The sequence below is a fragment of the Burkholderia sp. AU28863 genome (assembly GCF_002223195.1).
Taxonomy (GTDB): Bacteria; Pseudomonadota; Gammaproteobacteria; order Burkholderiales; family Burkholderiaceae; genus Burkholderia; species Burkholderia sola.
Window position 1 is genome coordinate 186,631 of record NZ_NKFE01000001.1, and the last position, 12,421, is coordinate 199,051.

12 protein-coding genes are annotated in these 12,421 nt (G+C 69.3%); all 12 read left to right on the forward strand.

The genetic code is table 11. The features are described from left to right. Positions 1–20: 20 nt before the first annotated feature. Entirely contained in the window at positions 21–2,306 is a 2,286-nt protein-coding gene (gene cheA, locus CFB81_RS00870) for a chemotaxis protein CheA (RefSeq protein ID WP_089434381.1), read from the forward strand. 48 nt (positions 2,307–2,354) lie between these two features. Next, positions 2,355–2,873, forward strand: coding sequence for a chemotaxis protein CheW (cheW, locus tag CFB81_RS00875; RefSeq protein ID WP_050016005.1), 519 nt, complete (start codon positions 2,355–2,357; stop codon positions 2,871–2,873). A gap of 37 nt (positions 2,874–2,910) precedes the next feature. Then, complete coding sequence (locus CFB81_RS00880) at positions 2,911–4,875, forward strand: methyl-accepting chemotaxis protein (protein ID WP_089434382.1); 1,965 nt, start codon at positions 2,911–2,913, stop codon at positions 4,873–4,875. A gap of 3 nt (positions 4,876–4,878) precedes the next feature. After that, a complete protein-coding gene (locus CFB81_RS00885) occupies positions 4,879–5,871 on the forward strand; it encodes a CheR family methyltransferase (RefSeq protein WP_089434383.1) in 993 nt (330 codons plus the stop codon). Beyond that, on the forward strand, positions 5,868–6,605 hold the full coding sequence (cheD, locus tag CFB81_RS00890) for a chemoreceptor glutamine deamidase CheD (RefSeq protein WP_069618700.1): 738 nt from the start codon (positions 5,868–5,870) through the stop codon (positions 6,603–6,605). Before CFB81_RS00885 ends, cheD begins: the two co-directional genes overlap by 4 nt. Next, positions 6,602–7,693, forward strand: coding sequence for a chemotaxis response regulator protein-glutamate methylesterase (locus CFB81_RS00895; RefSeq protein WP_069618699.1), 1,092 nt, complete (start codon positions 6,602–6,604; stop codon positions 7,691–7,693). The genes cheD and CFB81_RS00895 overlap by 4 nt, the downstream gene beginning before the upstream one ends. Positions 7,694–7,760: 67 nt before the next feature. Then, positions 7,761–8,156 carry a chemotaxis response regulator CheY gene (gene cheY / locus CFB81_RS00900; RefSeq protein ID WP_006754880.1) on the forward strand — a complete coding sequence of 132 codons (396 nt, stop codon included), beginning with the start codon at positions 7,761–7,763 and terminating at the stop codon, positions 8,154–8,156. A gap of 2 nt (positions 8,157–8,158) precedes the next feature. After that, complete coding sequence (gene cheZ / locus CFB81_RS00905; RefSeq protein ID WP_069618698.1) at positions 8,159–8,890, forward strand: protein phosphatase CheZ; 732 nt, start codon at positions 8,159–8,161, stop codon at positions 8,888–8,890. A 286-nt stretch (positions 8,891–9,176) separates the two neighbouring features. Then, positions 9,177–9,680, forward strand: coding sequence for a DUF2844 domain-containing protein (locus tag CFB81_RS00910; RefSeq protein WP_069618697.1), 504 nt, complete (start codon positions 9,177–9,179; stop codon positions 9,678–9,680). Positions 9,681–9,696: 16 nt separating this feature from the next. Continuing rightward, positions 9,697–10,926, forward strand: a complete 1,230-nt coding sequence (locus tag CFB81_RS00915) for a DUF3443 family protein (RefSeq protein WP_089434384.1) — start codon at positions 9,697–9,699, stop codon at positions 10,924–10,926. A gap of 163 nt (positions 10,927–11,089) precedes the next feature. Then, entirely contained in the window at positions 11,090–11,587 is a 498-nt protein-coding gene (locus CFB81_RS00920; protein WP_069618695.1) for a VOC family protein, read from the forward strand. 438 nt (positions 11,588–12,025) lie between these two features. Continuing rightward, a complete protein-coding gene (locus CFB81_RS00925) occupies positions 12,026–12,406 on the forward strand; it encodes a DUF805 domain-containing protein (RefSeq protein ID WP_069618694.1) in 381 nt (126 codons plus the stop codon). Positions 12,407–12,421 lie beyond the last annotated feature (15 nt).

The window sequence follows — 12,421 nt, forward strand, 5'->3', positions numbered from 1 at the left end:
ATTTCAACCGGTGACCGGGCATGACTCTCGACATCACTCAGTTCTACCAGACCTTTTTCGACGAAGCGGACGAGCTGCTCGCGCAGATGGAGCAGCTGCTGCTGAACCTCGACGTCGATTCGCCCGATCCCGAGGATCTGGCGGCGATCTTCCGCGCCGCGCATTCGATCAAGGGCGGCGCGGCGACGTTCGGCTTTTCCGCGCTGACCGATACGACGCACATCCTCGAATCGCTGCTCGACCGTGCGCGCAACCATGAGCTGACGCTGACCAAGGAGATGGTCGACGCGTTCCTGGAAACCAAGGACGTGCTGTCCGACCAGCTCGTCGACTACCGCGCGAGCGCCGAGCCGGACGCGGCCGCCGCCGCGGCGATCTGCGCGAAGCTCGAACGGCTGAAGGCCGAAAGCGGCGCAGGCGCGCCTGCCGCCGCCGCGCCTGCGCCGGCCGCGCCTACGCCGGCCGCGCCGGTTGCCGCCGCCGTCGCGCCGGCTGCCGCGCCCGCCGTCGGCGGCGACCGTGCGCCCGACCATGTGGTCGAGCAGGCCGTCGCGGCCGCGCATCCGGCGGCCGACGCCGATGCCGATGCCGACGGCCCGCATCTGAAGATCACGCTGGTCGGCATCGACGCGAAGGACCAGGCGCTGCTCACCGAAGAACTCGGCAACCTCGGCCGGATCGTCGGCCGCGAGGAAGTGGGCGCGGACCTGACGCTGTGGGTCGAATCGGACGTGCCTTCCGACGACATCGTCGCGGTGTGCTGCTTCGTGATCGACGAAAGCCAGATCCGCGTCGCGCGCGGCACGGCGCCGGCTGCCCAGGCGGCGCCGGCCGTCGCGCCGGCCGCCGCAGCCGTGGCGGCCGAAGCTCCTGAACCGGCCGCCGCCCCGCAGCCCGCGCGCGTCGAGGTATTCGCGCCGCAGGCAGCCGCGCCGCAACCGGCTGCCGCGGCGCCCGCCCCGGCGCCGGCCGCCGCAGCGCAGCCGCAGCCGCAACCACCCGCTCAGCCGCAGCCGCAGCCGGCCGAACACGCGGCGCCGGCCGCCGCCGCGCATCACGACGACAAGCGCGCGCGCCCGGCCGCCGCGGCGGCAGGCGGCGCCGAAGGCAGCTCGATCCGCGTCGGCGTCGAGAAGGTCGACCAGCTGATCAACCTCGTCGGCGAACTGGTGATCACGCAGGCGATGCTGGCCGAGACGGCCAGCGCGTTCGATCCGGCGCTGCACGACCGCCTGTTCAACGGGATGGCGCAGCTCGAGCGCAATGCGCGCGACCTGCAGGAAGCGGTGATGTCGATCCGCATGATGCCGATGGACTACGTGTTCAGCCGCTTCCCGCGGCTCGTGCGCGACCTCGCCGGCAAGCTCGGCAAGCAGGTCGAGCTCGTGACGTTCGGCCAGGCGACCGAGCTCGACAAGAGCCTGATCGAACGGATCATCGATCCGCTCACGCACCTGGTGCGCAACAGCCTCGACCACGGGATCGAAACCGTCGACAAGCGCGTCGCCGCCGGCAAGGACGCGGTCGGCCAGCTCGTGCTGTCGGCCGCGCATCACGGCGGCAACATCGTGATCGAGGTGAGCGACGACGGCGCGGGCCTGAACCGCGAGCGGATTCTCGCGAAGGCCGCGAAGCAGGGCATGCAGATCTCCGAGAACATCAGCGACGACGAAGTGTGGCAACTGATCTTCGCGCCGGGCTTCTCGACCGCCGAGACGGTGACCGACGTGTCGGGCCGCGGCGTCGGGATGGACGTCGTGAAGCGCAACATCCAGTCGATGGGCGGCCACGTCGAGATCTCGTCGCAGGCCGGCCGCGGCACGACCACGCGGATCGTGCTGCCGCTCACGCTCGCGATCCTCGACGGGATGTCGGTCAAGGTCGGCAGCGAGATCTTCATCCTGCCGCTGAACTTCGTGATGGAGTCGCTGCAGCCGTCGAACGACGACATCTACACGGTCGGCAACGGCGAGCGCGTGGTGCGCGTGCGCGGCGAATACCTGCCGCTCGTCGCGCTGCACGAGGTGTTCTCGGTCGACGACGCGCGCACCGACCCGACCCAGGGGATCGTCACGATCATGGAAACCGAGGGGCGCCGCTTCGCGATGCTGATCGACGAGCTGGTCGGCCAGCAGCAGGTGGTCGTGAAGAACCTCGAAACCAACTACCGCAAGGTGCACGGCATCTCGGCGGCGACCATCCTGGGCGACGGCAGCGTCGCGCTGATCGTCGACGTCGCGGCGCTGAACCGCGAAACCCGTGCGACGCACGGCGCCCGTGCGGGCGCCGAGCTCGCCGTCTTCTGACTCTCGCCATTCAACCGATTGGGGGCAAACGTGTCTGCTGAAGTCCAAATGATCAATACGGCCGCGGCGAACGCGGCGGCGACCAGCCGCCGTGACGCCGAACACGGCGATGCGACGGGCCAGGAATTTCTCGTCTTCACGCTTGGCGACGAGGAATACGGAATCGACATCCTGAAAGTGCAGGAAATCCGCGGCTACGACAGCGTCACGCGGATCGCGAACGCGCCCGAGTTCATCAAGGGCGTGATCAACCTGCGCGGGATCATCGTGCCGATCGTCGACATGCGGATCAAGTTCCACCTCGGCCGCGTCGAATACGACCACCAGACGGTCGTGATCATCCTGAACGTGTCGAACCGCGTGGTCGGGATGGTGGTCGACGGCGTGTCGGACGTGCTGACGCTGCAGACCGACCAGATCATGCCGGCGCCGGAATTCGGCGCGACGCTGACGACCGAGTACCTGACGGGCCTCGGCACGGTCGATGGCCGGATGCTGATCCTGATGGACATCGAGAAGCTGATGTCGAGCCGTGAAATGGCGCTGATCGAGACGCTCGGCGGGTAAGCGCGCCGCGCGCGCAGCAATTTCGGGAGAATCTGCAATGTTGCATAACTGGTCGATCCGCACGACGCTCACGGCGGTCGGACTCATCCTCGTGTGCCTGACCGCCGCGGTCGGCGGGCTCGGCCTCTACGCGCTCGATCACGCGAGCCGCTCGCTCGACGAGATCGCGCACGTCGACCTGCCGGCGATCCACACGCTCGACGACACGGCCGCGCAGCTGCTGCGCTCGCGCGTCGCGCTCGATCGCTTTCGCACGCTGACCGAAGGCGGCAATGCGGCCGACGCGACGAAGGTGCTCGACCGCGCGCAGGAGCTGTATGCGAAGTCGAACCAGAACTGGCAGGCGTTCCAGTCGACGCCGAAGCTCGGTGTCGATCAGGCGCTGCTCGACGAACTCGCCGCACGGTACACGACGATCGTGAAGGAAGGCGTCGAGCCCGAGTTCGCCGCGGCGCGCGCGGGCGACATGGCCGCGTACCACGCGGTCGCGGACACGAAGATCAGCCCGATGTTCGTCGCGTTCGACCAGACGGCGGCGGCCGTGATCGCCGCGCTGCAGAAGCGCGCGCAAGACCGTCAGACCGAGACGCAGTCGCAGATCTCGATGATGATCGCGCTGATCGCGGCCGGCATCGCGATCGCGTTCGTCGTCGTGATCGCGATCCGCTTCGTGCTGCGCGGGCTGATCGTCCAGCCGATCGAGGACGCGATCGCGCATTTCGAGCGCATTGCCGGCGGCGACCTCACGCAGCCGGTCAACGTTTCCAGCACGAACGAGATCGGCCGCCTGTTCGGCGGCATCAAGCGGATGCAGGACGCCGTCACGACGATGGTGCAGGCCGTGCATCGCGGCACAGAATCGATCGACGTCGGCGCGCGCGAGATCGCGACCGGCAACATCGACCTGTCGCAGCGCACCGAGGAGCAGGCCGCGTCGCTGCAGGAAACCGCGTCGAGCATGGAGCAGCTGACGGGCACCGTGCGGCAGAACGCGGAGAACGCGCGGCAGGCGAGCCAGCTCGCGGTGAACGCGTCGGACATCGCGACGCAGGGCGGCGACGTGGTCGGCCAGGTCGTGTCGACGATGCAGGACATCGCGGCGAGCTCGGGCAAGGTCGTCGACATCATCGGCACGATCGAAGGCATCGCGTTCCAGACCAACATCCTCGCGCTGAACGCGGCCGTCGAGGCGGCGCGGGCCGGCGAGCAGGGCCGCGGCTTCGCGGTGGTCGCGGGCGAGGTGCGCTCGCTCGCGCAGCGCAGCGCGAGCGCCGCGAAGGAAATCAAGCAGCTGATCGGCGATTCGGCCGAGAAGGTCGACAGCGGGTCGGCGCTCGTCGCGCGCGCCGGCTCGACGATGGAAGAGATCGTGCAGGCCGTGCGCCGCGTGACCGACATCATGGGCGAGATCAGCGCCGCATCCGACGAGCAGTCGACCGGCATCGAACAGGTCAATCGCGCGGTCGGCCAGATGGATGCGGTCACGCAGCAGAACGCGGCGCTCGTCGAGCAGGCGGCGGCCGCGGCCGCGTCGCTCGAGGAGCAGACGCGCCAGATGAAGGCGATCGTGTCGGGCTGGCGTGTCGCGGGCGGCATCGCGCTCGCGCCGGCGCGCAGCGTCGCGCGGCCGGTCGCGCACGAACCGGCGGCGCTGCCGTCGGCGTCGCGCCACGATGCGCCGGTCGCCGCGCTGCCGGCGCCGGCAGCGGCCCAGCCGGCGGCACGGCGCGCCGCGCCGGCGTCGCGTGCGGCTGCCTCGGGCGCCGCGGCCGCCGCGTCCGAACCGACGCGTGCGACCGATGCCGCCGCGCGGACGCAGAAGGATGCACCGGCCGCCCGTGGCGGCACCGCCGCGGGCGGCTACGGCCCGCGTCTCGCGAAGACGGCCGCGCCGGCGGACAAGCCGGCCGCGAAGCCCGCGCTCGTGCGCCCGGCGCTGAACGGCGAGAAGCCGGCGCCGGCGACCGCCGGCGCGTCCGACGACGACTGGGAGACCTTCTAAGCCATGCAGCACGCGCGCGCGCCGTTTCGACCCGATGCACCGGATGCCTCGCCTCGCGCGGGCGAGCCGGGGCGCGACTTCGCGTTCACCGGCGCGGATTTCGCACGCATCCGCGCGCTGATCCATCAACGCGCGGGCATCTCGCTGTCCGAGCACAAGCGCGACATGGCCTACAGCCGGCTCGCGCGGCGGTTGCGGGCGCGCGGCCTCGACACGTTCCGCGACTACCTCGACCTGCTCGAGCAGGAAGACGATCCGCTCGAGTGGGAAGCGTTCACCAATGCGCTGACGACCAACCTGACCGCGTTTTTCCGCGAGTCGCACCATTTCCCGATCCTGGCGGAATTCGTGAAATCGCGGCCGGCGCCGGTCTCGGTCTGGTGCTCCGCGGCGTCGACCGGCGAGGAGCCGTACTCGATCGCGATCACGCTGATCGAGGCGCTCGGCGAAACGGCGGCGCGCAGCGCGACGATCCTCGCGACCGATCTCGACACGCAGGTGCTCGCGAAGGCCGAAGCCGGCATCTACACGTACGACCAGGTCAAGCACCTGTCGCCGGAGCGGCTCAAGCGCTTCTTCCTGAAGGGCACGGGCGCGCAGGCCGGCCGCGTGAAGGTGCGCCCCGAGCTGCGCGCGATGATCCGCTTCGAGCAGCTGAACCTGACCGATGCGGACTACGGGATCGCGAAGCCGTTCGACGCGATCTTCTGCCGCAACGTGATGATCTATTTCGACAAGCCGACGCAGGGGCAGGTGCTGTCGCGCTTCGAGCCGCTCGTGAAGCCGGGCGGGCTGCTGTTCGCCGGCCATTCGGAGAACTTCACGTACGTGACGCAGGCGTTCCGGCTGCGCGGGCAGACGGTGTACGAACTGACGCGCGACGCCGAACAGGGTGCGCGCTCGCGCGGCGCGCAGGCGAGCGCGGCGGCCGCGATGCCGTCGCCCGGCCGCGCGCGGGCCGTGGGCGGCGCGCCCGCCTATGGAGAGCGCGGATGAGCGCACTGCCGATCGCGACCAATCGCTACTTCGACAATCACTTCGAGCGCCCCGGCGTGAAGCTGTTGCCGAACGAGTTCTACACGACCGCCGAGGACATGGTGCTGATGACCGTGCTCGGCTCGTGCGTCGCCGCGTGCCTGCACGACCCGTACGCGGGCATCGGCGGGATGAACCATTTCATGCTGCCGGACGACGGCGCCGACCCGGGCGCGGCCGCGTCGGAATCGATGCGCTATGGCGCGTATGCGATGGAAGTGCTGATCAACGAGTTGATCAAGGCCGGCGGGCGCCGCGAGCGCTTCGAGGCGAAGGTGTTCGGCGGCGCGGCCGTGCTGGCCGGGATGACGACGATCAACATCGGCGATCGCAACGCGGATTTCGTGCGCCGCTACCTCGCGCTCGAGCGCATCCGCATCACCGCGGAAGACCTGCAGGGCGTGCATCCGCGCAAGGTCGCGTTCATGCCGCGCAGCGGGCGCGCGATGGTGAAGAAGCTGCGGCTGCAGGTGCCGGGCGTGACCGAGCGCGAGGCCGCGCTCGCACGCGAGGCCGAGCGCGCCCGCCGCGCGCACGTCGAGCTGTTTGCCGCGAAGCGGCCTGCCGCGCCGCAGCCGGCGCGCCCGCGCATCGAGCTGTTCGGCGGGCGCGGCGCCGCGCCGGCCGGCAGCGGTAGCGCGGCGCTCGCCGGCGCCGCGCGGACGGCGAACCTATCAAGAAAGCAGGAGGCATGACCGCAGTGCAGAAGATCAAAGTGTTGTGCGTCGACGATTCGGCGCTGATCCGCAGCCTGATGACCGAGATCATCAACAGCCAGCCCGACATGACGGTGGTCGCGACCGCGCCCGATCCGCTCGTCGCGCGCGAGCTCATCAAGCAGCACAACCCCGACGTGCTCACGCTCGACGTCGAAATGCCGCGCATGGACGGGCTCGACTTCCTCGAGAAGCTGATGCGCCTGCGGCCGATGCCGGTCGTGATGGTGTCGTCGCTGACCGAGCGCGGCTCGGAAATCACGCTGCGCGCGCTCGAACTCGGCGCGGTGGATTTCGTCACGAAGCCGCGCGTCGGGATTCGCGACGGGATGCTCGACTACGCGGAGAAGCTCGCGGACAAGATCCGCGCGGCGTCGCGCGCGCGCGTGCGCCAGGCGCCGCAGCCGCAGGCCGTTGCCCGCACGGCGGACAGCGCCGCGGCCGCGCCGATGATCAACAACCCGCTCGTCAGTACCGAGAAGCTGATCATCATCGGCGCGTCGACGGGCGGCACCGAGGCGATCCGCGAAGTGCTGACGCCGCTGCCGCCGGACGCGCCGGCCGTGCTGATCGCGCAGCACATGCCGCCGGGCTTCACGAAATCGTTCGCGCAGCGGCTGAACGGCCTGTGCCGGATCGCGGTGAAGGAAGCCGAGCACGGCGAACGCGTGCTGCCGGGCCATGCGTACATCGCGCCGGGTCATGCGCACCTGTTGCTCGCGAGAAGCGGCGCGAACTATATTGCGCAACTGTCGGACGAGCCGCCGGTGAACCGGCACCGCCCGTCGGTCGACGTGCTGTTCCGCTCGGCGGCGACGCACGCGGGCAAGAACGCGATCGGGGTGATCCTCACCGGGATGGGCCGCGACGGTGCGGCCGGCCTGCTGGAAATGAAACGCGCGGGCGCTTACACGTTCGCGCAGGACGAGGCGAGCTGCATCGTGTTCGGAATGCCGCGCGAGGCGATCGCGCTCGGCGGTGCGGACGAGGTCGTGCCGCTCGCCGACATGAGCCGCCGCGTGATGGCGCGCCTGGCGACGATGGGCGACCGCGTGCAGCGCGTGTGAATGGACTGTCACGGGGCGCGTGCCACGATACGCGTCCCGACGGAAACGAATCTGGAAAGGAACGACGATGGACAAGAGCATGAAAATCCTGGTGGTGGACGATTTCCCGACGATGCGCCGGATCGTCCGCAACCTGCTCAAGGAACTGGGCTACACGAACGTCGATGAGGCCGAGGACGGCGCGGCCGGCCTCGCGCGGCTGCGCGGCGGCGGCTTCGACTTCGTGATCTCGGACTGGAACATGCCGAACCTCGACGGTCTCGCGATGCTCAAGGAAATCCGCGCGGACGCGACGCTCACGCACCTGCCGGTGCTGATGGTCACGGCCGAGTCGAAGAAGGAGAACATCATCGCGGCCGCGCAGGCCGGCGCGAGCGGCTACGTCGTGAAACCGTTCACGGCCGCGACGCTCGACGAGAAGCTGAACAAGATCATCGACAAGATGGCCAAGGCCGGGAGCTGAACGTGAACGAGCCGATCCATGCGGCGCTCGCCGGCGCGGCGGTCAATGCCGACGGCCATGCCGAAGGCGCCGATTACGCGAGCGACCGGATCCTCGCGCGCATCGGCCACGTCACGCGCACGCTGCGCGATTCGATGCGCGAACTCGGGCTCGACAAGCATGTCGAGCGCGCGGCGGAAGCCGTGCCCGATGCGCGCGACCGGCTGCGCTACGTCGCGACGATGACCGAACAGGCCGCGGTGCGCGTGCTGAATGCGATCGAGATCGCGAAGCCGATGCAGGAGCGCGTGCAGAACGAGGCCGAGGCGCTTGACGCGCGCTGGGCGCAGTGGTACGCCGCGCCGATCGAGCACGCGGAAGTGCGCGAGCTGATGGACGACACGCGCGCGTTCCTGCGCACGCTGCCCGAATCGACGGCGGCGACCCGTGCGCAACTGCTCGAGATCATGCTCGCGCAGGATTTCCAGGATCTGACCGGGCAGGTGATCAAGAAGATCATGGACATGGTCTACCTGATCGAGCAGCAGCTCCTCACCGTGCTCGTCGAGAACATCGCGCCGGAGCGGCGCGAGCAGTTCGCGGCCACCGCGGCGGCATTCGCGGCCGAAGCGATGAGCGCGACCGGCAGCCCCGAGTCGTTGCTGAACGGCCCGCAGATCGCGCCGGAAGGCAAATCCGACGTCGTTCAGGACCAGGGGCAGGTCGACGACCTGCTCGCGAGCCTCGGCTTCTGATCCTGCCGCCGCGCATCCGCGCGCCCGTTGCCGGGCGCCCCATTGCCGGGCGCCCCGTTCCGCGGGGCAGCCCGATGCGCGCATCCCCGTCGCGGTCTCGTTTCCTCCGCCCGCCGCCGCTGCGCGGCGCAGCGTGATCCTGCGCCGAATTGACACTTCGACACACTCCGCAGGCATACTACGCGTCAGCAGCAATGTAGCGTCATTCGTACGATTCATAAGTGGGCAGGCGGCGCGGGCCGATGGCGGCGCCGTCGGCACCGAAGCCAGTCCCTTGGGGGGGAACGTGAAGCTGAAACGCTTGGGCTGGACCGTCGCGCAGGCGACGGCTGCAATGGGTGTGCTGTGGGCCGTCCACGCACACGCGGAACTGGGCGGCGCGCCGATGTCGCCGCCGGCGGACGATCAGGCCGCCACCGTGCGCGCGCTGCAGCGCGCGATGCGCTCGGCGGACGGCGTGCAGGCGAGCACGGCCGCCTATACCGTGCGCGAGATCACGCTCGGATCGGGCACCGTCATCCACGAATACACGTCGGCCGCCGGCAGCGTGTTCGGCCTCGCGTGGCGCGGGCCGACGATGCCGGATCTCGCGTCGCTGCTCGGCAGCTATTTCCCGCAGTACACCGCCGGGGTCCAGGCGGCGCACCGGGCGCGCGGCTGGCGTGCGCCGGTGGCCGTCGAGACGAGCGGCCTCGTGATCCGGACGGGCGGCCACATGGGCGCCTTCTCCGGCCAGGCATGGCTGCCGTCGGCGCTGCCGGCCGGCGTGGCCGGCACCGATATCCAGTGACAGCGGGAGAGCGATCTTGAGCATGACTCGTACATTCAAGCGCTGGTTCGGCGTGCTGGGCCTCCTGGCCGCGACGGCCGTACTCGTGACGGCCTGCGGCGGCGGCGATGACGGCGGCAGCAGTTCGGGCAACGGCGGCAACAACGGCTCGGGCGGATCCGACGGCAACAGCGGCAACACGGCCGTCGTCACGGTCGCCGCCGGCGCCGCGAACGTGATCAACATCCCGACCATCAGCGTGAAGGTTTGCGTGCCGGGCACGTCGAACTGCCAGATCGTCAACAACGTGCTCGTCGATACCGCGTCCTACGGGCTGCGGCTCGTCGGCAGCGCGGTGGCCGGCGTGCACGACAGCCTGCCGCAGGTGAAGAGCGGCGGCGCGCCGGTCGCCGAATGCGGCAAGTTCGTGTCGAGCTACACGTGGGGATCGGTGCGCACCGTCGACCTGTCGATCGGCACCGAGCAGGCCGCGTCGCTGCCCGTGCAGATCATCGGCGACCTCGGCACGACGAACGTGCCGAGCTCGTGCACGAACGGCGGCGCATCGGCCAACTCGACGAGCGCGCTCGGCGCGAACGGGATCCTCGGCATCGGGCCGGCGCCGTACGACTGCGGCACGACCTGCGCGACGTCGACGTCGACGAGCAACAACTACTACGCGTGCCCGAACGGCGATAACGCGAGCTGCACGGTGGCGCTCGTGCCGCTGGCGCAGCAGGTGGCCAACCCGGTGCACCGGTTCGCGAACAGCGACGGCGTGAGCGTGCAGATGCCGGCCATCTCGAACAACGGGCAGGCAAGCGCGACCGGCACGCTGACGTTCGGCCTGCCGAACCTGAGCGGCAAGACGGTGCTGACGTCGACCACGACCGGCGACGTCAGCGCGACGTTCCAGGGGCGCAACGTGACCGCGTTCTTCGACACGGGCTCGAACGCGTATTTCTTCAACGATTCGGCGCAGACGGTCTGTTCGAGGAATACGGAGTTCTACTGCCCGTCGGCGACGACCACCTACTCGGCCACGCTGAGCGGCCAGAACGGCGCGTCGGGCACCGTGTCGCTGCCGGTCGCGAACGCGGATTCGCTGTTCTCGAACTCGTCGACGTTCGCGTTCAACGACATCGCGGGGCCGTTCGGCTCGTCCAACTGGCTCGACATCGGCATGCCGCACTTCTACGGCAAGACGATCTACTTCGGGATGGACAAGACCGCGAGCGGCGGCGCGCAGCCGTTCGTCGCGTTCTGACGCGGCGTCGCCGGATGCGGGAACGAGGGGGCGAGCGATCGCCCCCTTTTTTATTCCGGCGCGCCGTGCGCGCGCGACGGACCGGATCGCTGCCACGCGCCGGCATAGCGCCTACGATGTAAGACCGGCACCGGTGCCGGCACGACATCGAAGGAGACAGCGCATGAACCCGCGTATCCAGCGCATCACGCCGTTCCTGTGGTTCGACCGCGACGCCGAGGCGGCGGCCGGTTTCTACGTATCGGTGTTCGACAACGCGCGCATCGTGCACGTCGCGCGCTACGGCAAGACCGGCGCGCACGCGTCCGGCAACGCCGAGGGCGCGGTGATGACCGTTGCGTTCGAGCTCGACGGGCAGGCGTTCGTCGCGCTGAACGGCGGCCCCGTGTTCCAGATGACGCCGGCCGTGTCGTTCGTCGTCAACTGCCGCGACCAGGACGAGATCGACCATTACTGGGCGCGCCTGTCCGAAGGCGGCGACGAGCGCGCGCAGCAGTGCGGCTGGCTGCGCGACCGCTTCGGCGTGTCGTGGCAGGTCGTACCCGTGCAGATGGCCGAACTGATGACGGGCGACCCGGCCCGCGCCGAGCGCGTGATGGCGCAGGTGATGACGATGAAGAAGCTCGACCTCGGCGCGTTGCAGCGGGCGGCGGCCGGCTAGGTCGCCGGACGGTCGGGCCATTCGGGCCGACGAGGGTCGGCCGGCCCGTCCCGACGCCGGAGCGTGCGATTCGGACGGAATGGCGATGCCGACAGGCACCGCGGCCGGCGCGCCTGCGTATCGCCGGCCGGTTGGTTAATCGAATGCCGGACACTCGAGTCGATTATCGATTCGTGCGATTTCATTCGGGTGTAATCGAGGCCGGATTATTCGCGGCTGTCGTTTCTGTCAGATCTTCACGATTATTAAAATGACGCGGCATGCAAGTCGGGCGCGCCGAAATCCGTTCTTGCAGCCGCTCCTGCGTCATATGGGCGCGTGATGCGGCCACCTGCGCGTATTGTCCGGTCTGCGAAAAGAGATGGAGTCCGCCGAAATTCAATCATATAATTCCGGCGTTGTTTCCGGGGCGCCAATATAAAACAGGAGGGTAATAAAATGAATTTTTCCGAAGCCGTTCGTACCGCACTGAATAAATACGCGACATTCGAAGGCCGTGCGCGTCGTGCCGAATACTGGTATTTCGCGCTGCTGACCTCCGTGCTGTCGGTCGCCGGTCAGATCGTCGGCGCGGCCGGCCGCGATGCGGGCCTGATCACGCTGCTGCTGCTCGGCGTGATCTTCCTGGTGTCGCTCGCGCTGATCATTCCGGGCATCGCGGTCAGCGTGCGCCGCCTGCACGATACGGGCCGCTCGGGCTGGTTCCTGCTGCTCGCGCTGATTCCGATCGTCGGCGGCATCCTGCTGCTCGTGTGGATGTGCTCGCGCGGCACCGAAGGCCCGAACCGTTTCGGCGCGGACCCGATCCCGGCGGCCTGACCCTCGCCTGCCCCG

What these genes read in the sequence shown, in the direction of transcription:
- cheD (WP_069618700.1), top strand. Translation starts at nt 5,868, where the DNA reads ATGAGCGCACTGCCGATCGCGACCAATCGCTACTTCGACAATCACTTC.
- CFB81_RS00885 (WP_089434383.1), top strand. Translation starts at nt 4,879, where the DNA reads ATGCAGCACGCGCGCGCGCCGTTTCGACCCGATGCACCGGATGCCTCG.
- CFB81_RS00880 (WP_089434382.1), top strand. Translation starts at nt 2,911, where the DNA reads ATGTTGCATAACTGGTCGATCCGCACGACGCTCACGGCGGTCGGACTC.
- CFB81_RS00925 (WP_069618694.1), top strand. Translation starts at nt 12,026, where the DNA reads ATGAATTTTTCCGAAGCCGTTCGTACCGCACTGAATAAATACGCGACA.
- CFB81_RS00895 (WP_069618699.1), top strand. Translation starts at nt 6,602, where the DNA reads ATGACCGCAGTGCAGAAGATCAAAGTGTTGTGCGTCGACGATTCGGCG.
- cheA (WP_089434381.1), top strand. Translation starts at nt 21, where the DNA reads ATGACTCTCGACATCACTCAGTTCTACCAGACCTTTTTCGACGAAGCG.
- cheW (WP_050016005.1), top strand. Translation starts at nt 2,355, where the DNA reads ATGATCAATACGGCCGCGGCGAACGCGGCGGCGACCAGCCGCCGTGAC.
- CFB81_RS00920 (WP_069618695.1), top strand. Translation starts at nt 11,090, where the DNA reads ATGAACCCGCGTATCCAGCGCATCACGCCGTTCCTGTGGTTCGACCGC.
- cheY (WP_006754880.1), top strand. Translation starts at nt 7,761, where the DNA reads ATGGACAAGAGCATGAAAATCCTGGTGGTGGACGATTTCCCGACGATG.